At 72.4% G+C, this 26524-nt stretch carries 20 protein-coding genes; 4 read left to right on the forward strand and 16 right to left on the reverse strand.

Going from position 1 to position 26524, the window contains the following annotated elements; all coding sequences use genetic code 11:
• Positions 1 to 158: 158 nt before the first annotated feature.
• The 7 genes from ABZX40_RS29025 to ABZX40_RS29055 all read right to left on the reverse strand — a co-directional run bounded on the left by ABZX40_RS29025 (position 159) and on the right by ABZX40_RS29055 (position 7547).
• Positions 159 to 1025 carry an ABC transporter ATP-binding protein gene (locus ABZX40_RS29025; protein ID WP_355749649.1) on the reverse strand — a complete coding sequence of 289 codons (867 nt, stop codon included), beginning with the start codon at positions 1023 to 1025 and terminating at the stop codon, positions 159 to 161.
• Positions 1022 to 1963 (reverse strand): ABC transporter ATP-binding protein, encoded by a 942-nt coding sequence (locus ABZX40_RS29030; RefSeq protein ID WP_355749652.1) that lies wholly within the window; start codon positions 1961 to 1963, stop codon positions 1022 to 1024. The genes ABZX40_RS29025 and ABZX40_RS29030 overlap by 4 nt, the downstream gene beginning before the upstream one ends.
• A 185-nt stretch (positions 1964 to 2148) precedes the next feature.
• Complete coding sequence (locus ABZX40_RS29035; protein WP_355749655.1) at positions 2149 to 3030, reverse strand: ABC transporter permease; 882 nt, start codon at positions 3028 to 3030, stop codon at positions 2149 to 2151.
• 4 nt (positions 3031 to 3034) lie between these two features.
• Entirely contained in the window at positions 3035 to 4069 is a 1035-nt protein-coding gene (locus ABZX40_RS29040; RefSeq protein ID WP_355749658.1) for an ABC transporter permease, read from the reverse strand.
• Between the two features lie 32 nt (positions 4070 to 4101).
• Positions 4102 to 5676 (reverse strand): ABC transporter substrate-binding protein, encoded by a 1575-nt coding sequence (locus ABZX40_RS29045; RefSeq protein ID WP_355749661.1) that lies wholly within the window; start codon positions 5674 to 5676, stop codon positions 4102 to 4104.
• 519 nt (positions 5677 to 6195) lie between these two features.
• Complete coding sequence (locus tag ABZX40_RS29050) at positions 6196 to 7104, reverse strand: DsbA family protein (RefSeq protein ID WP_355749664.1); 909 nt, start codon at positions 7102 to 7104, stop codon at positions 6196 to 6198.
• Positions 7101 to 7547 carry an Rrf2 family transcriptional regulator gene (locus ABZX40_RS29055; protein ID WP_355749667.1) on the reverse strand — a complete coding sequence of 149 codons (447 nt, stop codon included), beginning with the start codon at positions 7545 to 7547 and terminating at the stop codon, positions 7101 to 7103. Before ABZX40_RS29055 ends, ABZX40_RS29050 begins: the two co-directional genes overlap by 4 nt.
• A gap of 155 nt (positions 7548 to 7702) precedes the next feature.
• Between ABZX40_RS29055 and ABZX40_RS29060 the strand changes: the two genes are divergently transcribed.
• Positions 7703 to 8209: a cupin domain-containing protein gene (locus ABZX40_RS29060; protein ID WP_355749670.1), complete on the forward strand. Its 507-nt coding sequence runs from the start codon at positions 7703 to 7705 to the stop codon at positions 8207 to 8209.
• A gap of 7 nt (positions 8210 to 8216) precedes the next feature.
• Here the strand turns inward: ABZX40_RS29060 and ABZX40_RS29065 are convergent, their stop codons facing one another.
• The 3 genes from ABZX40_RS29065 to ABZX40_RS29075 all read right to left on the reverse strand — a co-directional run bounded on the left by ABZX40_RS29065 (position 8217) and on the right by ABZX40_RS29075 (position 13103).
• Positions 8217 to 9242 carry an alcohol dehydrogenase catalytic domain-containing protein gene (locus ABZX40_RS29065; RefSeq protein ID WP_355749673.1) on the reverse strand — a complete coding sequence of 342 codons (1026 nt, stop codon included), beginning with the start codon at positions 9240 to 9242 and terminating at the stop codon, positions 8217 to 8219.
• A 119-nt stretch (positions 9243 to 9361) separates the two neighbouring features.
• A complete protein-coding gene (locus ABZX40_RS29070) occupies positions 9362 to 10330 on the reverse strand; it encodes an alpha-L-glutamate ligase (protein ID WP_355749676.1) in 969 nt (322 codons plus the stop codon).
• A gap of 361 nt (positions 10331 to 10691) precedes the next feature.
• Positions 10692 to 13103, reverse strand: coding sequence for a phosphoketolase family protein (locus ABZX40_RS29075; RefSeq protein WP_355749679.1), 2412 nt, complete (start codon positions 13101 to 13103; stop codon positions 10692 to 10694).
• A 481-nt stretch (positions 13104 to 13584) separates the two neighbouring features.
• Between ABZX40_RS29075 and ABZX40_RS29080 the strand changes: the two genes are divergently transcribed.
• A complete protein-coding gene (locus ABZX40_RS29080) occupies positions 13585 to 16953 on the forward strand; it encodes a CARDB domain-containing protein (protein ID WP_355749682.1) in 3369 nt (1122 codons plus the stop codon).
• A gap of 74 nt (positions 16954 to 17027) precedes the next feature.
• Here the strand turns inward: ABZX40_RS29080 and ABZX40_RS29085 are convergent, their stop codons facing one another.
• The 5 genes from ABZX40_RS29085 to ABZX40_RS29105 form a co-directional block, all read right to left on the reverse strand.
• The gene (locus tag ABZX40_RS29085; protein WP_355747660.1) at positions 17028 to 19637 is read right to left on the reverse strand and encodes an immunoglobulin domain-containing protein; all 2610 of its coding nucleotides are present in this window, start codon (positions 19635 to 19637) and stop codon (positions 17028 to 17030) included.
• A 95-nt stretch (positions 19638 to 19732) separates the two neighbouring features.
• Entirely contained in the window at positions 19733 to 20269 is a 537-nt protein-coding gene (locus ABZX40_RS29090; protein WP_355747657.1) for a hypothetical protein, read from the reverse strand.
• A 133-nt stretch (positions 20270 to 20402) separates the two neighbouring features.
• Positions 20403 to 20939, reverse strand: a complete 537-nt coding sequence (locus ABZX40_RS29095) for a hypothetical protein (protein WP_355747654.1) — start codon at positions 20937 to 20939, stop codon at positions 20403 to 20405.
• A gap of 216 nt (positions 20940 to 21155) precedes the next feature.
• Positions 21156 to 22103, reverse strand: coding sequence for an HtaA domain-containing protein (locus ABZX40_RS29100; RefSeq protein ID WP_355747651.1), 948 nt, complete (start codon positions 22101 to 22103; stop codon positions 21156 to 21158).
• 94 nt (positions 22104 to 22197) lie between these two features.
• On the reverse strand, positions 22198 to 23022 hold the full coding sequence (locus tag ABZX40_RS29105; protein WP_355747648.1) for a hypothetical protein: 825 nt from the start codon (positions 23020 to 23022) through the stop codon (positions 22198 to 22200).
• A gap of 238 nt (positions 23023 to 23260) precedes the next feature.
• Between ABZX40_RS29105 and ABZX40_RS29110 the strand changes: the two genes are divergently transcribed.
• Complete coding sequence (locus ABZX40_RS29110; RefSeq protein WP_355747645.1) at positions 23261 to 24277, forward strand: ABC transporter substrate-binding protein; 1017 nt, start codon at positions 23261 to 23263, stop codon at positions 24275 to 24277.
• Positions 24278 to 24445: 168 nt separating this feature from the next.
• Here ABZX40_RS29110 and ABZX40_RS29115 read toward each other — a convergent pair whose 3' ends face one another.
• Entirely contained in the window at positions 24446 to 24919 is a 474-nt protein-coding gene (locus ABZX40_RS29115) for a hypothetical protein (RefSeq protein WP_355747642.1), read from the reverse strand.
• Between the two features lie 227 nt (positions 24920 to 25146).
• Here ABZX40_RS29115 and ABZX40_RS29120 point away from each other — a divergent pair, with 227 nt between their 5' ends.
• Positions 25147 to 26400 carry a helix-turn-helix transcriptional regulator gene (locus ABZX40_RS29120; RefSeq protein WP_355747640.1) on the forward strand — a complete coding sequence of 418 codons (1254 nt, stop codon included), beginning with the start codon at positions 25147 to 25149 and terminating at the stop codon, positions 26398 to 26400.
• The last annotated feature ends 124 nt before the right edge of the window (positions 26401 to 26524 follow it).

The raw sequence follows: 26524 nt of genomic DNA on the forward strand, positions 1-26524 counted from the left end.
AGGAGGGAGGGTGGGTTCAGCTGTGCAGGAGAGCGCGGAGGGTGGGGTCTTTCAGCTGGGCAGCTGTACAGCAGGGCGCGGAGGGTGTGGTTCTTCAGGTGGGCGGCGGGGCGTGGAGCGTGGGGTTCAGATGTGCAGCAGGGCGTGGAGCGTGGGGTTCAGATGTGCAGCAGGGCGCGGAGCGCCTCGCGTTCGGTGCGGTCGGCGGGGGCCGCGCGCAGGGTGGGTGCGGAGCGCACCAGGAGCCGGGTGTACGGGTGCCGGGGGCGGGCCACGACCTCGCGGGCGGGGCCGGTCTCGACGAGTTCGCCGCGGTAGAGCACCGCGATCCGGTCGGCGATCCCGGCGACCGAGCCGAGGTCGTGGGAGATGAAGACGAGGGCGGTTCCGGCCGCGCGCAGTTCCTTGAGGATGGTGAGGATCTGGACGCGGTTGGCGGAGTCCAGGGCGCTGACCGGTTCGTCCAGGATGATCAGCCGGGGTGCGGTGACCAGGGCGCGGGCGACGGCGACGCGCTGGCGCTGCCCGCCGGACAGCTCACCGGGCAGCCGGTCGAGCAGTTCCTCGTCCAGGTGGACCCGGGCGAGGTAGGTCCGGGCGCGGTCGGCGGCCTCGGCGGCGGCCACGCCCCGCACGAGGAGCGGTTCGGCCAGTGAGGCGGCGATGGTGAGATCGGGGTCGAGGCTGCGCAGGGGGTCCTGGAAGACGTACTGGATCACGCCCCGGCGGCGCAGGTCGCGCCATTGGCGGGGGCTGTGGGAGGTGACCTCCTCGCCATCGAGGACGATGGATCCGGCGGTGGCGGGGACCAGGCCGAGGACGGTCCGGGCCAGGGTGGACTTGCCGGAGCCGGTCTCGCCGATGATCCCCACGGTCTCGCCGGGCGAGACGGTCAGGGCGATGTCGTGCAGGGCGCGGCGGCGGCGTCTGCGGGGGCCGTAGTGGACCTCCAGACCGGAGACCTCCAGGACGGGGCGCCGGTCGCCGTCGGCGGGCGGTTCCGCGTTCTTCGGGCGGGTGCTCATACCGCCGTCTCCTTCGGGTCGGGGCCGGGGTCGAGGAACCGCTCCAGGCCGTACTGCTCGTGCTCGTCGACCAGCAGCCGGGTGTAGGGGTGGCGCGGGGTGTGCAGGACCTGTGCGGTGGGGCCCTGTTCGACGACCTCGCCGTGGCGCATGACGAGGACCTCGTCGCAGAGCTGGGCGACGACGGCCAGGTCGTGGGAGACCACGACGAGGGCGAGCCCGGCGCGTTCGCGCAGTTCGGCGAGGAGGTCGAGGATCTCGGCCTGGACCGTGACATCGAGCGCGGTGGTGGCCTCGTCGGCGATCAGGACGCGGGGGTCGGCGGCGATGGCCGCGGCGATCAGGACGCGCTGGAGCATGCCGCCGGACAGTTCGTGCGGGTACTGCCCGTACACCAGCTCGGGGTCGCGGAGGCGGACGTCCGCGAGGAGTTCGACGGCGCGGCGGCGGGCGGCCCGGCGGGACGCCTTCTTCTTGACGCGGACGACCTCGGCGATCTGCGCGCCGACCGGCAGGGAGGGATTGAGGTAGGAGGCGGGGTCCTGGAAGACGGCGGCGATGGTGGTGCCGCGCAGCCCGGTCCAGTGGGCGGGGGTCAGTGCGGCGATGTCGGTGCCGGCGATCTCGATGGTTCCGCCGGAGATCTCGAACCGTTCGGGCAGGATGCCGAGGGCCGCCCGGCAGGTGAGGGTCTTGCCGCTGCCGGACTCGCCGACGATGCCGACCACTTGGCCGGGGGCGAGGGTGAATCCGACGCCGTGGACGGTGTCGAGGCCGGTGAGCCGGTCGCGGAGTCGGACGTCACGGAGGGAGAGGACGGGGGCGGGGGTGGGAGCGGGGACGGGAGCGGGGTCACCCTCAAGGGCTAGGGCACCGTCAAGGGCTGCGGCACCCTCAAGGTCGGGGGCACCCTCAATGGCGGGAGCACCTTCAAGCACGGGGGCACCCTCAATGGCTGGGGCACCCTCAAGCACGGGGGCACCCTCAAGCGCAGGGGCACCCGCTAGGCCCGCCGCACCCGCCAGGCCCGCCGCACCCGCAGGGACGGCTGCGGCCCGCTCTCCCGGAGGGTTCCGCTCCGTTCCCCGGCCGGGGACGATGTCGTCCGAGACGGTCGTCGCCATCACGCACCTCCTCCGTTCACCGCGGGCCGCGCCCGCTCCGCGCGGGCCGCGCGGCTGGTCAGCAGGGCCCGGCCCGCCTCGCCCGACACATCGCGGACGGCGTCGGCGAGCAGATTGCTGGCCCAGACCGTGGCCATGATCAGCAGGGCCGGGGCCACCGGTGCCCAGGGGCGCTGGGCGAGATAGCCGAGGTCCGAGGCGAGCAGTCCGCCCCAGGTGGGGTCGGGCGGCTGGACGCCGATCCCGAGGAAGGTCAGGCTGGAGACGATCACGAAGCCGACGCCGATGGTCTGGGCGAGGGCGACCGCGATCGGCGGCAGCACCTTGAGCGCCACATGCTTGCGGACCACCCAGCCGACCGAGGCGCCGGACAGCAGCGCGGCCTCGACGTACGGGGAGCGGGCGACGGTGAGGGTGGCGGCGCGGGAGACCCGGTAGAACAGCGGGGCCACCAGGACGCCGGTGACCAGCATGGCCTGGGTGAGACCGTTGCCCAGCAGCGCGATCACGGCGACCGCGAACAGCAGGAACGGCAGCGCCACCAGGGTGTCGGCCAGTCGCAGGGTGACCCACTCGAAGGTGCGGCCCAGGTAGACGGACAGTACGCCGGGGACGGTCCCCACGACCAGTGCGGTGACGGCGACTTCGAGGGCGCCGAGGACGCTGAGGCGGGAGCCGTCCAGGAGGCGGCTGAGGACATCGCGGCCGAGGTAGTCGGTGCCCAGCCAGTGCCCGGCGGACACCGGGGCGAGCACATGGTCGCTGGTGGCGAGGGGGTCCTGCGGGGCGAGCAGCGGGCCGAGCAGGGCCAGCAGGGCGATGGCGGCGAGGATACCGGTGGCGATCCGGCCCGACGGCAGGGCGAGGACACGGCGGAACATGGGGTCACACCCCCCTCTGGGCGGCCGGGGTCACCCGGGCCAGCACCAGGTTGACGACGAGGTTGAAGGCGACGACCAGGGCGATCGACACCACGAGGACGCCCTGTACGGCGGGTACGTCCCCGGCCTGCGCGGAGTCGTTGGCGAAGCGGCCGAAGCCCTGGAGGCCGAAGATCCACTCGGTGACGACGGAGGCGCCGACGAGGGCGGGGAACTTCAGACCGAGGGTGGCCAGCGCGGGGCCGAGGCCGTTGCGCAGGACATGGCCGAAGAAGATCCGCCGGGGGCCGAGTCCCCGGACGATCGCGCCGGTCACATAGTTCTCCCGGTACGCGGCGACCAGGCTGCCGCGCAGTTGGCGGGCGACATCGGCGATCACATCGAAGCTGAGGGCGATCGCGGGGAGGGTGATGTGGGTGAGCCAGGGGCCGAGTCCGTCGGCGGCGGGGACGTATCCGGCGGACGGGAAGAGACCGAGGCCGACCGCGAACACCGCCACCAGCACGATCCCGACGACGAACGGCGGCATCACCGAGATCACCGTGACGAAGCCGGTGACGGCCCGGTCGATCCAGGTGGTGCGGCGCAGCGCGGCGAGGGTGCCGAGGGCGAAGCCCGCGGTCACGCCGATGAGCAGGGCGAAGGTGGCCACGGAGAGGCTGACGCCCAGGCCGAGGCCGATGAGGGTGGAGATGTCGGCGCCGTTGGTCCAGCTGGCGCCGAGCTGTCCCTGGAACACTCCGGCGAGCCAGTCGCCGTACTGGACCAGGAACGGCCGGTCCAGGCCCCATTCGGCCTCGATCCGGGCGATGGCCTCGGGGGTGGCCTGTTCGCCGAGCTGGATGCGGGCGGGGCTGAGGCCGCTGAGCGAGCGCAGGGCGAAGGTCACGAAGGTCGCGACCAGGAACACCGGTACGAAGATCGCGACCGACCGGGCGAGGGTGACCAGGACCCGGCCGAGGGCGCGGCGGGTCCGGGCCGCGCGGGGTCCGCGAGCGGGGCGGGGCTTGGTCGTCGCCCGCGCCTCGGTCGTCGTCATGTGCTTCTCCTTTCCGGGGTGGTGGGCGGTGGTCAGTCGGTGCCGGAGATGGTGACGCCGGTCCAGTCGATGTGGGCGGGGTTCCTGGGCAGGTCGGAGATGGTGCTGCTCTTGGCGATGAGGTTGGGCTGCGAGTAGGTGAAGACCAGGGCCCGGCTGGCGAGTCCGGCGCGGGTCGCGGCCTGGAGGTTGGCCTCGTAGTCGGGTGAGTCCAGGGGGGTCTGGCGGACGGTGGCGACGGCGTCGGCGAAGCCGTCCGGCTCGTGGGGCGAGCTGAGGTTGAGGGGGCCGTCGGGGCCGAAGTGGGCGGTGAGGGTCTGGACGGCGGAGTCGCGGCCGGTGGTGCCGTAGAGGGAGAAGGTGAGGTCCTTGGCGAAGAACGGGGTGGCCCAGTTCTTGTCGATCTTGATGTTGACGGTGATGCCGACGGCGGCGAGCTGGGACTGGACGATCTCCGCCTGCGGGTCCTCGGCGGGGATGACCAGGTCGAGGGTGATCTCACCGCTGTCGTAGCCGGCGTCGGCGAGGAGCTGCTCGGACTTCTCCGGGTCGTAGGGGTAGGCGTTCTCCGACTCGGGGTCGTAGGCCACATAGCCCTTGGGGAAGGGCTGGTCGGTCACCTCGCCGTAGCCGAAGGTCAGTTTGTCGACGAACTCCTCGCGGTTGACGGCGTGCCGTACGGCGTCGACGACGTCCGGGTTGTCGAAGGGGGCCTTGTTGATGTTCAGGCTGAGGTTGGAGGCGTTGAAGCCGGGCTGGACGAAGACATCGAGTCCGGCGTCCTCGGCGGCCTGGGCCTGGCTGGGGTCGATGTCGGCGAAGTTGTAGACGCCGGTGCGCAGTCCGTTGACGACGGTGGCGGTGTCGGGTGCGGAGGTCAGCTCGACCTGGTCGATATGGATGTTCTCGGCGTCCCAGTACTCCGGATTCTTCTTCAGGACGACCTTGGTGCCGGGGACGAGCTGGGTGACGGTGAAGGGGCCCGCGCCGACCGGCTGCTGGTCCAGCTCCTCCGGTGCGGCGGCGGCCTTGGGGCTGGCGATCTGGAGGACCCGCTGACCGAGCAACTGGGGGATCTGGTAGTCGACCTGGGTGAGGTTGACGGTGGCGTCGAGCCCGTCGGCCTCGACGGATTCGATGGAGGTGAGGTCGCCGAACAGGGCGGAGTTCTTCTGCTCCTTGGCCCGCTCGATGGCGGCCTTGACGGCGGCGCCGTCGACGGGTTCGCCGTCGCTGAAGGTGAGGCCGGGGCGGAGGTGGAAGGTGATCTGATCGCCCGTGTCGTTGTACTCCCAGCTCTCGGCCAGGTCGGGCACCGCGTTGCCGTTCTCGTCGGTGCGGGTCAACGAGGCGTAGACCAGGGCGAGTTCGCGGAACTGGGCGCCGCTGCCGCTGACCACCGGGTCCCAGTGGGTGGGGAAGTAGGACGAGGTCCACTTGAGGGTGGCGTTGCCGGTACCGGCGCCCGCCTCGCCGCCGCAGGCGCTGAGCACGGGGACGAGCACGGTGAGCAGGGCGGCGCCGAGGGCGGTGGAGCGCAGGGAGCGGCGGCGGGAGGGGGTCGCGGGGGTGAGGGCGGGACGGCGCTGGAGCAGACGTACGGGCATGGGTTTCTCTCTGCGAGGGTGCGCCCCGGTGCGGGGCGGTGGACCGCGGGACCGGCGCACCGCGGCACCGGCGCAGGCCGGCGATGGCATGCGCCGGGGCACGGATCGGGGTGCACCGGTGGCGGGGCGGACGGCGTCGGCGGTCCGCGGGAACGGACCGGGCCGGACCGGGAGGGCGGCGGACACCGCGTCAGGGGTTGCCGGAACGGGCGCGCTCAGAGGCGCGGTACGGCGGGAGCGGCACGGCTGCGGGAGAGTCGGCGAAGGGCCGTGGGCGCCGTGGGCGGTGGGACGGGGGGCGGGTCAGCGACAGAGTGCGCTGCAGGTGCGCCGCAGGTCCACGTAGCGGCACACCACACCGGGGTGCGTCGTGAGCATGCGGCAATCCTGGGGCCGGTTCTCACCGTCTGTCAATGGACACCTTTTGATGTCTCATTGGGCGGGACGGGTGCCGGTGCGGTCGCCGCCGTCGGGGCGGCAGGGCCGCCGGTTCGGGTGGGTGCGCAGCTCAGCGCCCTGTCAGCCGGGTGCGGGGGCGGTGGCCGGGTGCACGGCGGCCTCCTCGGGGTGCAGCCACAGGGGTGCGTTCGCGGTGTCGATCCGGACGGCTCCGGGGGGCGGCCAGGCACCCCGCGTCAGCGTCCGGCGCTCGGGGTCGGTGAGGCTGCGGTAGTGCTCCAGGGCCTGGGCGGTGGGCAGTTGGGGGCCGGGCGGTGGGGGCGGGCCGAGCGCGCCGAGGGCCGCCGCGTACTCCTCGTAGGGCCGCCAGCCCGGGACCACCCGGTAGCGGTGGCCGGAGCGGACCAGGAGGGTGGGCAGCGCGTACCGGAGGCCGCCGTCGGCGGTCTCCTTGGCGGTGCCCGGGTGGGGCGAGGCGCCGGGGGCCGGGCGGTGCGCCTCGGGAACGGGCCTGCGGGCCTCCGCGCGGTCGGCCCGGACGCGCTCGCGGACCCGCTCGGAGGCCGCGTCGGCGGTGAGCCGGGCGAGGTCCAGGGCCCGGCAGCCGGTGGTGGCGGCGAGGGCGGCGGGCAGGGTGTCCGCGGGGCTGCCCAGCACGAACACGGTCTCCCGCAGCCGGCGCAGGACCAGGTCGGCGACCTCGGGGCCCTGGAGTTCGGCCGCCTTGGCGACCAGCGAGGCCGGCCAGGAGCTAGCCGCGACCCGGTCCAGCCGGACCGCGCGGGGGGCGCCGGTGTGGGTGCCGATCTCCTCGACGTAGCGCGCGTACCAGGCGGTCTCGGCGGCGGGGTCGGGGGCGGGGTCGTCATCGTCGTCGAAGAGGACGCAGAACACCCGGCGCCAGACGGCCCGTCCGGCGACGGCGGCGCGCAGCCGCCGGAAGACGGGCTCCGAGCCCCAGGCCCAGGGGCACAACGGGTCGGTGTACTCGACCACTTCGACCGGCGGCGGCCCGGGTGGGGCGCTCATGCCGCGCCCTGCCGGGTGAGCGGCCGGTCCTCGGCGGCGGCCCCGCCCTCGGGGAGCAGGGAGGCGACGGTCACCCCGCCGAGGACAGCGGCGGCCTCGGCCTCGATCCGCCGCCAGATGCCGGGCAGCCGGGTGGCGGCCCCGGGGTAGTCGAGGGCGGCGGGGGTCTCGCCGCGCAGGGTGAGCAGTTCGCCGTCGACGGCGCGGGAGACATCGAGGAGGGTGATGGTGTCGGCGGGGCGGCCGAGCCAGTAGCCGCCCTCGCAGCCGCGCTGGCTGCGGACCAGGCCCGCTCTGCGCAACTCGCCGACGACGGATTTCAGGAAGCGGAACGGGATCTGCTGCGAGGAGGCGATGGCCTCACAGGTGAGCGGGCGGTCCGGCTCGCGGGCGAGTTCCAGCAACGCCCGTGCGGCGTAGTCCGCCTTCGCGGAGATATGCATCACCCCATCATGCCCGACCGGGCGGTGCCCGAAGGGGCGTCGCCCGGCCATGCTCGCGGCGGCCCCGATCTCTTCATTGCGGAAACATTGCCGCAGGTGAACGGGAATGGACACCTCTTGACGTCCTTTAGGGGTCGCGCCTAGCGTCCCCAGCCATGAGCGAGCCCGTGACCCTTCCCGGCGAAGGCTTCCATCCGCATCTGCACGGCACGGCCCCGGAGCCGGCGGCACCCCTGAGCACCCGGCTGCACCACATCCGCGCCGACTCCCTCGACGGGGACACCGCCCAGACCGGGGGCATGCGCAGGTTCGCGGCGGTGAGCGGGCGGGCGGTCGGGTCGGAGAAGCTCTGGATGGGCCAGACCCATGTCGCCCCGTCCACCTCGTCCTCCGACCATCATCACGGCGAGTCCGAGACGGCCATCTATGTGGTCAGCGGGCACCCGGAGTTCGTGTTCCTCGACGGCGCCGGGGACGGCGGCGAGGAGGTGCGGCTGCGGACCTCGCCCGGCGACTACATCTTCGTCCCGCCCTTCGTCCCGCACCGCGAGGAGAACCCCGATCCGGCCGAGGAGGCGGTGGTGGTGATCGCCCGCTCCACGCAGGAGGCGATCGTGGTCAATCTGCCGCAGCTGTACGCCCTGCCCGCCGACGGCGTCTGACGGGGCGTCAGTCGGTGGTCAGCACCATCCGGAACCGGGCCTGACCGGCCAGCATCCGCGCGAAGGCGTCACCGGCCTGTGCCAGCGGCACGGTCTCGGTCATCGGGCGGATGTGGTGCAGGACGCTGAAGGCCATGGTGTCGGCCACGTCCTGGGCGGTGCCGGAGGGGTGGCCGCGCAGGACGTACGCCTTGAAGATCAGGTCGGCCGGGCTGATGCCGAGGGGGGCGGTGTCGGCGCCGATGACGACGAGTTCACCGCGGGGCGCGAGCCCGGGGACGACGGCGGTGATCGCCGCGGAGTTGCCCGCGGTGGCCAGCACCACCTGGGCCCCGCCCAGCGCGGCCAGCGCCTCGCCGACCGGGGTGGCGCCGGTGGTGTCGAGGTAGTGGTGCGCGCCCAGCCGCTTGGCGAAGTCGGCCTTCTGGGGGCCGCGGGCTAGGGCGGCGGTCTCGAAGCCCATGGCGACGGCGTACTGCACCGCCAGATGCCCGAGGCCGCCGAGCCCGAGCACCGCGACCAGGTCGCCGGACCGGGCGGAGCTGCGCCGCAGCCCGTTGAAGACGGTCACCCCGGCGCAGGCCATGGGACCGGCGTCGGCGGCCGTGAGGGCGTCGGGGATCCGGGACAGGGCGTCGACGGGGGCGATCATCTGCTCGGCGAAGCCGCCGTCGTACGCCCAGCCCGGGACTTTCAGTTCCCGGCAGACGATGAAGTCGCCCTTGCGGCAGGAGACGCAGTGGCCGCAGCTCCCGCCGAACCAGCCCACCGCGACCCGGTCACCGACCGCCCAGCCGTACGCCGCGGCCCCGTCGCCCAGTTCCGCCACGCGTCCGGCGATCTCGTGCCCCGGCACCTCGGGGAAGGTGACACCGGGCAGCACCCCCGCCACGAAGGCGGCGTCGCTGTGGCAGACACCGCACGCCTCCACGGCGATCCTGACGTGCCCGGCGGGCGGGTGGGGGATCTCCCGTTCGGTGAGTGCGAAGGCGCCGTTCGGGGCGGTCACCTGGGCGACACGGTAGGTGTTCATCCTCAGTCCTCCACCACGACCTCAGTCGTCCACCACTACCGGGTGGGACACGGGCGTGCCTTCTTCGAGGATGACCACTGTGTCCGCGGGCGACAACTCGGGCGAGGATTCGGGCAGGGTCAGAGCTGCGGCTCCGGTTCGCCGACCGGGCCGAGGCGGGCGGCCAGGGCGCTCAGATGGGCCTCGATGTAGGGGACGGCGGCCTTGTGCAGTTCGCCGGGGATGAAAGCGGGCTGGACATTGACCTCGAAGACCACTCCGCCCTGCTCGATCGCCAGATCCACCCCGGCGAACGGCAGGCCCATCGAGGCGGTGGCGGCGACGGCCAGCTCGGTGAGCCGGGGGTCCAGCTCGGCGGGCTCGATGAACACGGCGGTGGCGCCCTGACTGGTGTTGCAGGGCTGGTCGGGCTCGGGCTGGAGATGCTCACGGGCGTGCACCACCCGGCCGTGCAGCACGAACACCCGGAACTGGTGGCGCATCCCGTCGGCGGTGATGTTCCCGGCGTCCCGGGACAGCATCCAGTCGGTGCCGCGCTCGGCGTAGAAGCCGCTGACGTACTCCAGGCGGTCGAGGTCGGTGACATGGAAGGTGTCGTAGCCGCCGGTGCCGATCACCGGGCGGGCCCAGACGTCCCCGCCGAGCTTGCCGAAGGCCGCGGCGGCCTCCTGGGGGCTGGGCCGGGACAGGACGGTGGTCTCCATATGGGCGATGCCGTCCCGCTGGAAGCGCTCGACGGTGAGGTTCTTCTCGGTGGCCGTGCGCCAGGCGTCGACACCGGTGCCCAGGGTGACCATGTCGTGGCGGTCCAGCAGGTGCTGGAAATCGGCCAGGGTGTGGCGCGCGTGCGGCGGGATCTCGTACAGGACCACCACGTCCGGTTCCACCTCGGTGGGCTCGCCGGGGACGATCAGCCGCAGCCGGTTCCCCGAGGGGACGGCGCGGCCGGTGCCGCCGGTGGCGAAGTGCCGGGAGTCGATCCGGACCGGGGGCAGGCCGGTGAGCCGCTCCACGGCTTCGGCGAGGACGTCCCCGCAGCCTTCGGGCGAGGTGGGATCGGTGACGAGGGCGACGCACGGTCGGGACACAGGAGCCTCCAGCGGCTTCGGGGCGCGCCGGTGGAGCCGCGCAGATCCGCCTGCGCGGCCGGCCGGGCGCTCTCACGGGTGGTGCCTGACACGCGCGGCCACCGGCGTCCGTCGCTCCGCCGTCCTGGCCGGTACCCGGTGTGGGGTCCGGGTCGGCGCGGGCCGGTGACCGTACTGGTGGGGCGAGGGCCCTTCTCATGGGGCTCGGCCCTGCCGGGCGGGCCCGCAGGGCTGGGCGACACACTGTAGGCGCCCGGCGCCGGGGCGTGACAGGGCGCACAAGGCCCCCGCCCTCTGCTCCCGGTCTGCGCCGCGCGCCCCGCCCGTGCGCCCTGGGTACGCCGTGCTGGTGCCGCGCCGCTCAGCCGTCCCAGGTCCAGTCGGCGACCTCGGGGAGATCCGTGCCGTACCGGCGGATCCAGTCGTGGTGGCGCTGTCGGATGTCCGCCATCCGCTGGCGTACGGCGGCGGCGCGGACGGCGAGGCCGGGGACGCGGTCGATGACGTCCATGACCAGCCGGTAGCGGTCGAGGTCGTTGCGGACGACCATGTCGAAGGGGGTGGTCGTGGTGCCGATCTCCTTGTAGCCGCGGACATGGAGCTGGGCGTGGCCGGTGCGCCGGTAGGCGAGGCGGTGGATCAGCCAGGGGTAGCCGTGGTAGGCGAAGATCACCGGTCTGTCGGGGGTGAACAGACCGTCGTACTCGAAGTCGGTCATGCCGTGCGGGTGTTCTCCGGCGGGCAGCAGCCGGGCGATGTCGACCACGTTGACGACCCGGACGGCGAGGTCCGGCAGCTCGGTGCGCAGCAGTTGCGCGGCGGCGAGGACCTCTTGCGTGGGGACGTCTCCGGCGCAGGCCAGGACGGCGTCGGGCGGGTCGCCGTCCTCGGTGCCGGCCCACGGCCAGATCCCGGCGCCGCGGGCGCAGTGGGCGCGGGCCTCGGCCATGGAGAGCCAGTCGAAGCAGGGTTGTTTTCCGGCCACGATCACATTGACGTAGTCCTTGCTGCGCAGGGCGTGGTCGGCCACCGACAGCAGGGTGTTGGCGTCCGGCGGCAGATAGACCCGTACGACCTCCGGGCTCTTGTTGAGGATGTGGTCCACGAAACCGGGGTCCTGGTGGGAGAAGCCGTTGTGGTCCTGGCGCCAGACATGGGAGGTGAGGAGGTAGGTGAGGGAGGCGATGGGCGCGCGCCAGGGGAGGGCGCGGCTGACGCGCAGCCATTTGATGTGCTGGTTGACCATGGAGTCGACGATGTGCGCGAACGCCTCGTAGCAGGAGAACAGTCCGTGGCGGCCGGTGAGGAGATAGCCCTCCAGCCAGCCCTGGCAGGTGTGCTCGGAGAGGATCTCCATCACCCGGCCGTGCCGGTCGAGGTGTTCGTCCACGGGCAGGACATCGGCCTGCCATGCCTTGCCGGAGGCGGCGTAGACCGCGTCGAGGCGGTTGGAGGCGGTCTCGTCGGGGCCGACCAGGCGGAAGTCCCGCCGGTCGGCGGTGGCGGCCATGACGTGCTCCAGCAGCCGGCCGAGGACGCGGGTGGGTTCGTGCAGGGTGGCGCCCGGTCTGCCGACCTCCACGGCGTAGGTGTCCAGGGGCGGGAGGGGCAGTTCGCGCAGCAGGAGGCCGCCGTTGGCGTGCGGGGTGGCGCCGAGGCGGCGGGTGCCCTCGGGAACGCAGTCGAGGACGTCGGGGCGCGGGCGGCCGTCGGCGTCGAAGAGTTCCCCGGGGCGGTAGGAGCGCAGCCATTCCTCCAGTTGGCGGCGGTGTGCCGGGTTGTCGCGGACGGCGGACAGCGGGACCTGGTGGGCCCGCCAGGTGTTCTCCACCGGGAGGCCGTCGACCTCGGCGGGGCCGGTCCAGCCCTTCGGGGTGCGCAGCACGATCACCGGCCAGCGGGGGCGTTCGGTGGAGCCGTCCTCGCGGGCGGCGCGCTGGATGGCGGCGATCCGGTCGAGGGCGGTGTCCAGCGCGGCGGCGAGGGAGCGGTGGACGGTGGCGGGGTCGTCGCCGGTGACATGCAGCGGGGCGTGGCCGTGACCGCGCAGGAGTTCGTCCAGCTCGGGTTCGTCGATCCGGGCGAGGACGGTGGGACCCGCGATCTTATAGCCGTTGAGGTGCAGGATCGGCAGGACGGCGCCGTCGTGGACGGGGTCGAGGAACGCGGTGGAGTGCCAGGAGGCGGCCAGCGGCCCGGTCTCGGCCTCGCCGTCGCCGATCACACAGGTGACGAGCAGGTCCGGGTTGTCGAAGGCGGCGCCGTAGGCGTGGGAGAGGGAGTAGCCGAGTTCGCCGCCCTCGTGGATGGAGCCCGGGGTCTCGGGGGCGACATGGCTGGGCACCCCGCCGGGGAACGAGAACTGCCGGAAGAGCCGGGCCATGCCCGCCGCGTCCCGGGTGATGTCCGGGTAGACCTCGGTGTACGAGCCCTCCAGCCAGGAGCCGGCCACCACCGCGGGCCCGCCGTGCCCGGGGCCCCAGACGCACAGGGCGTCCAGGTCCCGTGCCTTGATCACCCGGTTGAGGTGGGTGTAGACGAGGTTGAGGCCGGGTGAGGTGCCCCAGTGGCCGAGCAGCCGGGGCTTGATGTGCTCGGGGCGCAGGGGCTCGGTGAGCAGCGGGTTGGCCAGCAGATAGATCTGGCCGACGGCGAGATAGTTGGTGGCCCGCCAGTGCGCGTCGAGCCGGGACACCTCGTCGTCGGTGAGGGGGCGGGGGTCGTCGGCGGCGGGCTGCGCCGGGGCCGGGGCCGGGTGAGAGTCTGCGGACATCACGGATCCCTCCGGGGGCGGTCGGGTCGGCGGTACGAGGGGGCCGAGGTAGGGCGGTCGGGTCGGCGGTACGAGGGGGCAGGGGTACGGCGGTCGGGTCGGCGGATCACGTAGGCACGTGTACGCACGCGTACGGCGGTCGGTCGGCGGATCACATAGGCACACGTACGGCGGTCGGTCGGCGGTACAGGTACGCACAGGTACCCCCACCTTCACCCGATTCCACGGATAGCGCGCGCCGCTCGGGCGCAGCGGCCGAAACCGGACCCGGAGCGGGCCCGGCCCACCCCCACCCCGCCCCCTCGTGCACCTCTTCGTGTCCATGCCATTGACAAAAGTCAACCCGGCCAGAAATCTGTCACCCAAGCCGCGCAAACTTGCGATGGAATCGCGCAAAATCCCAACTCCCCTCCGGTAGTTCCGGACAACAGCTCCAGCGCCATCTCTCCCCCGTCGTCCCCCGCCATGGAACGAGGACGCCATGAGACGGAAAAGACACGGTCTGCGGACGATCACCGGCCTGATCCTGGCCGCGCTGGTCGCCTTCGGCCTGCACCCCGGCACCGCCGCCGCCGCGGTGGCCGCCGGCCCCAATATCGCCCTGGGCAAGAGCGCCACCGCCAGCGGCGCGAACGGCGGCTATCCGGCCGTGAACGTCACCGACGGCAGCCAGGGGACCTACTGGGAGGGCCCGGCCGGGTCGTTCCCCAGCTGGGTCCGCGTCGACCTGGGCAGCGCGGTCGAGGTGAACCAGGCGGTCCTGAAGCTGCCGTCGTCCTGGGAGGCCAGGACCCAGACGCTGGCCGTCGAGGGCAGCACGGACGGCTCCACCTTCTCCGCCCTGTCCACCTCCGCCGCCCGCCGCTTCGACCCGGCCGCCGCCAACACGGTGACCGTCGACTTCACCGCCCGCACCGTGCGCTACGTACGGGTCCTGGTGACCGCCAACACCGGCTGGAACGCCGCCCAGCTCTCCGCGCTGGAGGTCTACGGCACCGACCCGGACCCCGGTGAGCCGCCGGTCAACGGGACCAACCTGGCGCGGGGCAAGCCCATCACCGCCACCTCCACCATCCACTCGTTCGTCGCGGCCAACGCCAACGACGGCCAGGTGGGCACCTACTGGGAGTCGGGCGGCCAGCCCGCCTCCCTCACCGTCGAGCTGGGCGCGAACGCCGACCTCTCCGGCGTCGTCGTCAAGCTCAACCCGGACGCGGCCTGGGCGACCCGGACCCAGAGCATCGAGGTGCTCGGCCGGGCCCAGGGGTCGACGGCGTTCACCTCGATCAAGGCCCGCGCCGACTACACCTTCAACCCCGCCTCCAACGCCAACACCGTCACCATCCCGGTCACCGGCCGCTACACCGATGTCCGGCTCACCTACACCGCCAACAGCAGCGGCTACGGTGCCCAGGCCGCCGAGTTCGAGGTCATCGGCACCGCCGCGCCCAACCCGGACCTGGTGGTGAACGAGCTGACCTGGAGCCCGGCGTCACCCACCGAGGCGGACACCGTCACCGCCCAGGTGACCGTGCGCAACGCGGGCACCGCCGCCTCCCCCGCCTCCACGGTGAACGTCAGCCTGGAGGGCACCGTCGCGGGCAGTGCCTCCGTGGCCGCGCTCGCCGCGGGCGCCCAGACGACCGTGCCGGTCACCCTGGGCAAGCGGCCGATGGGCAGCTACACCGTCTCGGCGGTGGTGGACCCGACGGACACCGTGCCGGAACTCGACAACAGCAACAACAGCCGCACGGCGGCCACCCGGCTGACCGTCGGCCAGAGCCCCGGCCCGGACCTGGAGGTCCGCGGTATCGCCACCAACCCGTCCAGCCCGGCGGCCGGTGCCGCCGTGTCCTTCACCGTGTCGGTGCACAACCGGGGCACCACGGCCGTCGCGGCCGGTACGGTCACCCGGGTCACCGCCGGTTCGGCCACCCTCAACGGCACCGCCCCGTCGATCGCGGCGGGCGCCACCGCCGAGGTCGCGATCAGCGGCACCTGGACGGCGACCAGCGGCGCGGCCGTGCTCACCGCCACCGCCGACGCCACCAACACCGTCGCCGAGACCAACGAGGGCAACAATGTCTACTCCCGCTCGATCGTGGTCGGCCGGGGCGCGGCGGTGCCCTACATCGAGTACGAGGCGGAGAACGCCGCCCACAACGGCACTCTGCTGACGGCGGACCAGGAGCGGACGTTCGGGCACACCAACTTCGCCACCGAGTCCTCCGGCCGCAAGTCGGTACGGCTGGGCACCAGCGGGCAGTATGTGGAGTTCACCTCCACCAGTGCCGCCAACTCCATCGTGGTGCGCAACTCCGTCCCGGACGCGGCGGGCGGCGGCGGCGCCGAGGCGACCCTGAGCCTCTACGCCAACGGCACCTTCGTCCGCAAACTGAATCTGTCGTCCAAGCACAGCTGGCTGTACGGCACCACGGACGACCCGGAGGGGCTGTCCAACACCCCGGGGACCGACGCGCGCAGGCTGTTCGACGAGTCCAACGCGCTGCTGACGCAGAGCTACCCGGCGGGCACCAAGTTCCGGCTCCAGCGGGACACCGGGGACAACGCGTCCTTCTACATCATCGACCTGATCGATCTGGAGCAGGTGGCACCGCCCGCGCAGCAGCCGTCCGGCTGTGTCTCGATCACCGAGTACGGGGCCGTGCCCAATGACGGTCTGGACGACACGAACGCCATCCAGCGGGCCGTGACCGCCGACCAGAACGGGCAGATCGGCTGTGTCTGGATCCCGGCGGGCCAGTGGCGCCAGGAACAGAAGATCCTGACCGACGACCCGCAGAACCGGGGCCAGTACAACCAGGTCGGCATCAGCAATGTCACCATCCGGGGCGCCGGTATGTGGCACTCCCAGCTCTACACCCTCACCCCGCCCCACCAGGCGGGCGGCATCAACCATCCGCACGAGGGCAACTTCGGCTTCGACATCGACAAGAACACCCAGATCTCCGATATCGCGATCTTCGGCTCGGGCACCATCCGGGGCGGCGACGGCGGTGCCGAGGGCGGCGTCGGGCTGAACGGCCGGTTCGGCACCGGCACCGAGATCAACAACGTCTGGATCGAGCACGCCAATGTCGGGGTGTGGGTCGGCCGGGACTACGACAACATCCCCGAGCTGTGGGGTCCGGCCGACGGTCTGGAGTTCTCCGGCATGCGGATCCGCAACACCTACGCGGACGGCATCAACTTCTCCAACGGCAGCCGCAATTCGACGGTGGAGAACTCGTCCTTCCGCAACACCGGGGACGACGCGCTCGCCGTCTGGGCGAACAAGTACGTCAGGGACCAGTCCGTGGACATCGGCCATGACAACACCTTCCGCAACAACACCATCCAGCTCCCCTGGCGGGCCAATGGCATCGCGGTCTACGGAGGCTATGACAACACCATCGAGAACAATCTGATCTCCGACACCATGAACTACCCGGGCATCATGCTGGCGACCGATCACGATCCGCTGCCCTTCTCCGGACAGACCCTGATCGCCAACAACGGGCTGTACCGCACGGGCGGGGCGTTCTGGAACGAGGACCAGGAGTTCGGGGCCATCACCCTGTTCGCCCAGGGGCAGAGCATCCCCGGGGTCGTGATCAGGGACACCGAGATCCATGACTCGACCTATGACGGCATCCAGTTCAAGACCGGCGGTGGCACGGTGACCGCGCAGATCTCCAACGTCGTCATCGACAGGTCAAACAACGGGGCCGGGATCCTCGCGATGAGCGGGGCCAGGGGCACGGCCACCCTGTCGAACGTGACGATCACCAACTCGGCGGACGGCAACATCGTGGTCCAGCCGGGCTCGCAGTTCGTGATCAACCAGTAGGCGGATTCCCCCCGTACGGCGGCGGGCCCGCACCCCTGTTCCGGGGTGCGGGCCCGCCTGGGTGCTCCTCGGTGCTACTCGGCCGTCGTGCGGGCGCGGGCGCGGCGGTGGACGTACCAGCCGGTGGCCGTGAGCAGCGCGGCCAGCGCGGCGGCGGTGCCGATGGTGGCGCCGGTGGAGGCGAGGCTGCCGCCGCCGGTGGTGGTGGTCCCGCCGGAGGTGGAGCCGGTGGTGCCGGTGGAGCCCGTGCCGCCGGAGGTGCCACCGGTCGAGCCGCCGCTCGTACCGCCCGTGGAGCCGCCGCCGGTGTCACCCCCGCCGGTGTCGCCGCCGTCACCGGGGTCGGTGTCCACCGGGTCCTGGCCGGTGAAGGCGACCGGCACCTTGACGTCCTGGCTGCGGTCGCCGGAGAGGGTGTGGTCGGCGCGGGTGGCGAGGACGCAGGTGACCTGGAAGCAGTCGGTGAACTCGTCCTTGGCGTCCACGGTCAGCTCCACCTCGAAGGTGCCGCCGGTGCCGTACGGGATCGCCAGGTCCTGGCCGTAGTCCGGCGGGTTGGAGGAGATCCAGGCGGAGGAGTGCGAGGTGCCGGTCATGTCGACGCCGCCGATGCAGGGGCTGGGGAGTTCGCCGGGCCCGTTGTCGACGCACAGGGCGGCGTAGACGCCCTTGTCGATGTCGTAGCCGGAGCCGGTGACGGTCAGCTTCTGGTCCTCCAGGGCCAGGTGGTTGACCGGGGTGACGGTGAGTTTCTGGCCCTCGGGACCGGTGCCGGTGCGGGTGCCCGAAGGGTCCTCGTCACCGCCGTCGCCGCCGCCGTCGCCCCCGTCGTCGGGTGCCTCGACGGTGAGGGTGACGGGGGTGGTGCGGGTGGTGCCGGCGGAGTTGGTGAACTCGGCGCGGTAGCGGTAGCCGTTCTGGGCGAGCCGCGCGGTGAACCCGTAGGCGTTCTCGGTGGCGCCCTCGACGGTGGTCCAGGTCTGGCCGCCGTCGGGGCTGACCTGCCAGCGGACGGTGGGCGCCGGGGTGCCCTCGGCGGCGGCGACCAGGGTGACCCGGGCGTCCGGGGCGGCGGTCTGGTCGGTGGGCGCCTGGGTGATCCTCGGGGACATCCGGCGCTCCAGCCGGAGCACCTCGCTCTCCGCCGTGCTGGTGACGAAGACGGTGCCCGCGCCCGGGGTGACGGCGATGCCCGCGTAGGCCCCGGCGCGGCTGCCGGGCAGGGCGAGGGACTCGGCCGCCTTGGCGAAGGTGGTCGCGGAGTGGACGTCGAGGGAGCCGACGTTGTCGGCGCCGTCCTCGGCGCTGCCGTAGTCCTCGCGCAGCACGAACGCCTCGCCGGTCGTGGCGTCGAAGGCGAGGGCGGTGGGGCGGTCGGTGCCGGTGAGGGTGGTGAGGAGGGTGCCGTTCTTGTCGTACACGAGGACGTCGTGGCCGGTGCCGACCCAGACATTGCCGGTGGCGGGGTCGACGCTGACGAAGGCGACCAGGTCAGAGGTGAGATCGGCGGTGGCGGTGACCTCCAGGGTGCGGGTGTCGATCCGGCGCAGCTTCTTGGTGGCGTAGTCGGCGGCCCAGAGTGCCTGGCGGGCGTTGTCGGTGGCGAGTTCGCCGGTGCCGTCCAGGGTGGCGGAGCGGCGGACGGTGCCGGTGGTGTGCTCGATCTCGGAGAGGGTGGTGCCCTGGGCGACGAAGACGGTGGCGGCTGCGGTGCCGGGCGCGATGCCGTTGATGGCGGCGCCGGCCGGCCAGAAGCCGGTGGCGGCGGTGTCGCCGTCCTTGGCGGTGCCGATCCCGCGCACCGGGTACTGGAAGACGACCCCGTCCCCGGCGAGCGGCCCGGCGATGCGCTGCACATTGCGCGGCGCGAGCACCCCGGTGGCGCTGGGCGCCTGGGCGACATGGCTGAGGACCCGGCCGTCGGCGGTGCCGAGCACGTACAGCCCGGCCTCGTTGACATCGGAGGTGTCGGGGATGTTGCTCGAACCGACGTACAGCTTCCCGGAGTCGGGGTGCAGCAGCAGATCGTTGGGCTGGCCCGCGGTGCCGTACTCGGCGGCCCGGACATAGCTGACGGTCCCGGCGGGGACGTCCACGCCGTCACCGGGGCCGCCGGGGTCCTGGCCCTCGAAGGTGACGGGGACCCGGACGTCCTGGGAGCGGTCACCGGCGGCGCGGTGGTCGACGCGGGTGATCACCGAGCAGGTGACCTGGGTGCAGTCCAGGCCGCCGTCCTTGGCCTCGATGGCGAGCTGGACGTCGAAGGTGCCGCCCGCGCCCCAGGTCTCGGTGAGATCGCCCTCGTTGGGGTCGCCGGGCGGGACGATCCACTTGGAGGAGCCGCTGCCGCCGGTCTGGTCGGCGCCGCCGAGGCAGGGCGTGGGGATGCGGTTGTCCCCGTTGTCCTTGCACAGCGCGACATACAGGCCCTTGGTGGCGTCATAGCCCTCGCCGGTGATCCGGAGGGTCTCGCCGTCGGGGTCGAGGTTGGCGGAGGCGGAGACGGTCAGTTTCTGGCCGTCCTTGCCGAGGCCGGTCCTCGGGGTGTCGGCGGCCTGGGCGGGCGGGCCGAGGGTGACGGCGGTGGCTCCGGCGGCGATCAGCGCCGCCGAGCCGATGAACGCGGCGGGCCGCCGCAGCCGGCCGCCTCTGGCGGGGGTGTCCGGACGGGTGTCGTCAGTCATGGCGGGTTCCTCGTGGCTGGATGTGCGTCCGGCTGCCCCCGGGGACGCCGAGGGCCGGGCACCCCGCGTGAGGCGGTGCGCCCGGCCGGACGGGACTACTGGAAGGCGATCGGGACGTGGACGTCGTACTTGCGGTCGGCGGTGTCGGTGTGGTCGGCGCGGGTGATCACGGCGCAGGTGACGTCCTGGCCGCAGACGCTGCCGTCGTCGAGGGTGGCCTTGACGAAGATGTTCACCGAGAAGGTGCCGCCGGTGCCGAAGCGGGAGCTGTTGGCGACGGTGCCGCCGCCGAAGTTGGACACCCAGTGGGAGGAGCCGGTGGTGCCGGTCTGGTCGGCGCCGCCCAGGCAGGGGGTGGGCTGACTCTGGCCCGGGGCACCGCTGACCGCGCACAGGGCGACGTACACGCCCTGGGTGGTGTTGTAGCCGGAGCCGGAGACGGTGATGACCTGACCGGCGGTGGCGGCGGTGTCGGGGGCGGTGAGGGAGAGGTTGTAGGTGGTGGCGCCGTCGGTGATGGTGCGGGTCGAGGTGGCGGCGGACGCCGCGCCCGCCAGGCCCAGGGTGAGGGCGGCGGAGGCGAGGACGGCGAGACCGGCACGGGCGGCGTTGCGGGGGGTGGCTGCGCGCATGGGGGGACCTTTCACGAGGTGACGAGGTGACGGGTGCGGGGGATGGGGGGTGCGGGCCGGTGGGACAGCCGGCCCGCACCGGGGTGGTACGGGCCGGGAAGCTGGCCCGCACCACGTCCAGGGGTGCCGTCGGCTACGAGAAGCTGATCGGCACGTGCACGTCGTACTTGCGGTCGTTGGTGTCGAAGTGGTCGGCGCGGGTGACGACGGCGCAGGTGACGTCCTCGCCGCAGACGCTGCCGTCCTCCAACTGGGCCTTGACGAAGATGTTCACGGTGAACTTGCCGCCGGTGGTGAACTTGGAGCTGTTGGCGAAGAGCCCGCCGAAGGTCTGGTTCACCCAGTGGGAGGCGCCGGTGGAGCCGCTCTGATCCTGGCCGCCGAGGCAGGGGGACGGCTTGTTCGCGCCCGCGGCGCCGTTGACCACGCACAGGCCGACGTAGATGCCCTGGCCGGAGTTGTAGCCGGACCCGGAGACCGTGATGACCTGGCCCGCCGCCGACGCCGAGTTCGGCGCGGTGAGCGAGAGGTTGTAGGTCGTGCCGCCGTCGCTGATGGTGCGGGTCGAGGTCGCGGCGGACGCCGAGCCCGCCAGGCCCAGGGTGAGTGCGGCGGAGGCGGCGACGGCCAGCCCGGCGCGGACGGCGGTACGCGTGGAAACGGGTCTCATACGAGGTTCCCCTTCTCAGATTCTCAGTGCGGCCCAATTAGGTAAGGCAAACCTAAGTCCCACCCGGGGAGGATTGTCAACGGTTCGCAAAGGAGTCCCAACTCACCTTTTTCCAAAGGGAGTTGAGGTCTCCTCCCGGACATGCCGAGGAGCGGACTCGGCGAGTCCGCTCCTCGTACCCCTGGGGGTGACCCGGGTACCGGGTCAGCACATGGGTCAGTCGGGGCTGCGCACCTCGAAGCGGGCCAGCGCGCCGCCGCCCCCGCCCGTCACCGGTGTCAGTTCGGCGGTGTGCTCCCCGGCGACGGCGTTGGTGTAGACGGGGAACGCCCGCTCCACCCGCCCCCGTTCATCGGCGACCGCCTGATAGCGGGTGTCGCCGTCGATGGCGACCAGGACGACCGCGCCCGGGGTGAACCCGGTACCGGTGACGCGTTGTTCACCCCCGGCGGTCAGCGCGGGGTGCGCCACGGTCGCGGCGGGCGGACCGCCGGTGTCCAGGTCCGGTGCCCCGGCCGCGGGGGGTTCCGGCGCGTCCGGGGTGGGCGGCGGGGCCGCGGGGGTCTCCCCGGTGCCGCCCTGGGCCGGTGGCGGCGGCTCGGGGGTGCCGTCGCCGGTGCCCACGGTCACGTCCAGCAGCCCCAGCGGATCCCCCGCCGTGAACTCCCGCCCGCTCCAGCCGGACAGCAGGGCGGCCCCCTCCTCGGTCAGCGCCGCGCGCAGCCCGGTCCAGGTGGCCCCGGTGTCCCGTACGACGGGGGCGGTGTCGCCCTGCCGTACGGCGGCGAGGGCGAACTCGGGGCGGTCGGCGCCGGGTTGCCGGGCGTGCAGGGTGCCGGTGCCGTCGTCCAGGGTGAGCGACAGTTCGGCCAGCGGCAGCGCGGGCCGGTCCGCCGCGCCGAAGGCGGCGGTCCCGGCCAGCTCGACCCGGGCGTCCGTACCGTCCACCGCACCGCCCCCGGCGCGGAACCAGGTGCGCCCGGCGGATCCGGTGCCGCCCGTCAGGGTGAGTCCGGCACCGGCCAGTTCGGCCGTGGACCAGCTCACATACCCGCCCGACACCTCGGCGCCGCCCGCCGCGACCGCCGTCCCCGGCGCGAGCAGCGCGAGCACGGCTCCGCCCGCCACGACCAGCGCGGCGGCGGGTCTCTTCCTCGCCTTCACTTCCACCGTCCCTCGAACCTCCCGAAGAAACTGACCATGTGACGCGGGAGCCAGAACCGGAGCCGGGGCTCAGGCCCGGGTCCCTGGGCCTGACTCACCGCACGCCGGACGTACCGGCGGCGGCCGAGCGGCGCCTGCGGGCCAGGGCCCAGGTCGCGCCCCCGGCGACGACCAGTCCGGCCGCGGTGATGCCCAGCGGCAGCGCGAGACCGGAACCGGTGCTGGCCAGCGGGCCGTCACCGGTGGACCCGGAGTCCGAGCCGCCGCCACCGGTGGTGGTGCCGGTCGTCCCGCCCCCGGTGGTGGTGCCGGAGCCCGCCGTGGCGGTCGGGTCCGGTGACTCCGCGCCGCCCGTGGACGCCCCGCCGTCCGCCGCCGCGCCGCCGAACGACACCGGGACCCGGACCGTCTGGGTCTGGTCGCCGCCCCGGGTGTGGTCGTTGCGGGTGATGACCGCGCAGGTCACCCCGGACGCGGTGCAGTCGGTGTTGGCGTCCTTGGCGCGGACCTTGAGCTGCGCCGAGAACGAGCCGTCATGGCCGCTGCCCTCGTAGGGCTGGGCGAGTCCGTCGCCGTAGGACGGCGGATTGGAGGAGATCCAGACGGAGGCCCCGGACTCACCGGACATGTCGACCCCGCCGACACAGGGCGTCGGGGTCTTGCCGGGTCCGTTGTCGACGCACAGGGCGATGTAGATGCCCTTCTCGGTGTTGTATCCGGTGCCGGTGACGGTGACCGTCTCCCCCGCCTCGGTGAGGCCGGAGGTCTTGGACACGGTGAGCCGTTGCCCCTCCGGGCCGGTCGCCGAGCCCCCGGCCGCGACAGCGGGCGCCGGCACCGCCAGCGTCAGCGCCCCCGCGACCGTGACCGCGCCGATCCAGCCAACGCGCCTGCCGCGCGGGCCACTTGCCGATGACATGGAACACCCCCACCTCGGGAAACTTAGGCCAGCCTAACCTAAACTATCGCCCAAGTGCGTGCCGTCGAAGGGGAAAGGGCGACGAATGAGGGTCAAGGCTGCGGGACGGTGGACGGCTTCCGCCCATGGCGGGGACGGGGACGGGGGCCCGGACAGGGACAGTACGGGGCCGGGGAACCGTACCGGGTCAGGGAACCGGAGCCGTTCGCGTCCGCGGTGGGGCACGGCGGCGGCCCTCATGCTGTCGCTGGCGCTGCTGACCGGCGCCTGCGCGGGCGGCGGCTCCGGGGGCTCGGGTGAGGCGGGCGGCGATACCGGTTCCGGCGCGTCCCCGGCGTCGGCGGGCGAGCGGGCCGAGGCGGCGCGGGCACGGCTCGACGCGAACACCCTCGTCCCGCTGGCGGGCGAGCCGCCCACCCCCGAACTCCCGGTCACCGTGGACTCCTCCGACGGGCGTTCGGTGACGGTCGAGGACACCTCGCGCATCCTGCCGCTCAACGGCGGGGTCGCGGAGATCGTGTTCACCCTCGGGCTGGGGGACCGGGTCGTCGGCCGGGACATCACGGCGACCTTCGAGGAGGCCGCGGATCTGCCGCTGGTGACCAAGGCGCACGACGTCAGCGCGGAGAGCGTGCTGTCGCTGCGGCCGACGGTGGTGCTGGCGGACACCGACACCGGGCCCTCGGAGGCCATCGACCAGATCCGGGACGCGGGGGTGCCGGTCGTCGTCCTCGACCCGGCGACGGAACTCTCCGATGTCACCACCCGCACGACCCGCGTCGCCGAGGCGCTCGGCGTCCCGGCGGCGGGCGAGGCGCTCAACTCCCGCATGGAGAAGGAGCTGACCGCGGCGCGGGACGCCGTACCGGAGGGCAGCAGGCCCAAGGTGGCGTTCCTCTACATGCGCGGCAGCGCGGCGGTGTACCTCATGGGCGGCAAGGGGTCCGGCGCGGATTCGCTGATCGCGGCGGCGGGCGCGGTCGACGCGGGGGTGGACGCCGGGCTGGACAAGCCCTTCACCCCGCTCACCAGCGAGGCACTGGTCAATGCCCAGCCGGATGTGCTGCTGATGATGACCAAGGGGCTGGCGTCGGTGGGCGGGGTCGACGGCCTGGTGGAGATCCCGGGCATCCGCGAGACCCCGGCCGGGATGGACCGCCGGGTCGTCGCCCTGGAGGACGGCGTCCTGCTCGGGTTCGGGCCGCGGACGCCGCTGGTGATCGACATTTTGGTGGAGGGGTTGCACGGGGAGTGACATGACGTCCCGTCGTGCCGGGGAGGGCAGCGGGGCCGATGAGTCGCGGCGGGCGGGTCCGGTTCCGGTCACCGCTCTACCCATGGCGTCTGACCAGCGGAAACAGCCGATCTCCGGACGGAAGGCATGGAGGACTCACTCGCTACGACGCCGCACCGTCCCGCTCCCTCACCGGCAGGCGCCCTCCGGCCACAGGATGCGCACCGGAACACCGGTCCGTTCGGCGTACGCAACGACATCGGCTGTCCCGCCGTATCCCCGGGCAGGCTTCCCGTCCCACACTGCGAGCAACTGGTCGACCAGGCCCACGAGAATCTCGCTGCCCGCCTGGTGGGCCTCGGAAGCCGACTCGTTCATGCCGGTTTCGTGGACATCGGCCGCGCTGCGGTACAGCACGTCGTAGACCGGGTGGTGCCATTCCGGGAGGCCCTCGCGGTACTCGGCGGCGGGAACGACCACCTCAAGGCTTCCACCATGCTCCAGTACCGCCTCGGCGAACCAGGAGTCAGGGCCGTCGGCGATGCATGACACGGCGGTCAGATCGTCCTCCACGAAGCCGCGTACGGCCTCGTCAAGCATCTCTCGGACTCGCCGCTCCGCGTCCTGGCCCAGCCCACGATGTCCGGTGATACCCACGCGCATCCCGTTGTCTCCCCTCTCCTGCTTCTACAAGTAGACGCCGTACAGGCGTTCGTCGAAATCCCGCACCAGGCAGTACGGGCCGTCTGACCTGGTGGAGGAGGGCATGGACCTACCGTGCGTCCGAACACCGACACCCGGGAACGTCAACGCCCCGTCCGCTCAAGGGAGCCACGGGGCGTTGACGCGAGTACCGTTTTGAGTGTCTAAGCCAGAACGGAGGCTTCAGTATGCCGCACAACTCAACTCCTTTGGGAGACACCGTCCGTGCCTACCGGCGAACGGCCGGATGGGGTCAGGAACGACTCGCGGAAGAGTCCGGTCTCTCCGTGGGCACCATCAGGAACATCGAGCAGCGCGGACACGCGAGACTGGACACACTGAGCCAGGTGGCACAGGCATTCGGCGTGCCGGTCTCCGCGCTCTTCGCGCCGGGGGTGCCGCATCCCGTGGGGGAGGACGACAGCGCGAATCGGCAGTTGCTCGCGTCGCTCCGGCAGGCTCTCATGCCGCCGGTGGGGATCGAGGCGGAGAGCATGGCGGACCCCGGTGAGGCGGTGGAGCTGTCAGCCATCCGCCGATCGATCGAGGATGGGCTGTCGCTCTACAACTCGGATCGGTACGAGTCTGTGGCGCTCATGCTCCCGGGACTCCTGCGGCAGGCCGACGCCGCGGTGGTCGCGGCGGAGGAGGAGGACCATAAGCGGGAGGCCGTTCTCGTCCGGGCCCATGCCCTGCAACTGGCCGGGAAGTACCTCACGCAGGTCCGCCAGTACGACATGGCCTATCAGGCACTCGTGGAGGCGATCAGGCTTGCCCGGGAGGTGGACGACCGGCTGGTCGCGGCGACGGGCGTCACAGGGCTGTGCTGGCTCCTGCTCAGGCAGGACCGGTTCGACGAGGTGGAGCGTCTGGCGGCCACGACGGCCGCGGCCATTGAGCCGAAGTGGTCCGAGGCGACCATGGGGGAGCTGGCGGCGTGGGGGGAACTCTGCCTCCGTGTCACTGCCGCCGCCGTCCGCAACGGCCGGGAGGACGTGGCGGATCAGGCGCGGCGGAGGGCGGCCAGCGCGGCATCCGCGATGGGGCGTGAGCACCGCGACTACCGGAGCCACTGGGCTCGCTTCGGCCCGGCCACGGTGGAGGTCAAAGCGGTGGAAGACCTTTCCCTGGCCGGTAACGCCCACGGCGTCCTCCGCCGCAAGGACCAAGGCACTCTGTCGAAGGAGATGCTGGAGACAGTGGGCCGACCCTCTGCCATCAACTGGCACCGGCACCGGCTGGACGTCGCCCGAGCCCACCTCACGGTGGGGTCGACCCACGACGCCATGCAGGAGCTGAGCCGCGTCAAGACGGGCGCGCCCACCTGGATTCGCCATCAGCCGATGGCCCGGTACGTCATGGAGGACATCCTCAAGACCCGGAAGCGGACGCTGACCCAGGAGATGCGGGAGATGTCCACGTACCTCGACGTACGGGCCTGACGGAGCATCTGAATCGATAGAGAGATGGGTAGTTCGCGGTGCTCAGCTGCGAACTACCCATCAGCTTGGTAGCCCGCAGGCATCATTCAGTGAACTGGCAATCACTCTCCGTGGCGTTCGCTGC

The organism is Streptomyces sp. NPDC004610 (assembly GCF_040609715.1).
Classification (GTDB): Bacteria; Actinomycetota; Actinomycetes; order Streptomycetales; family Streptomycetaceae; genus Streptomyces.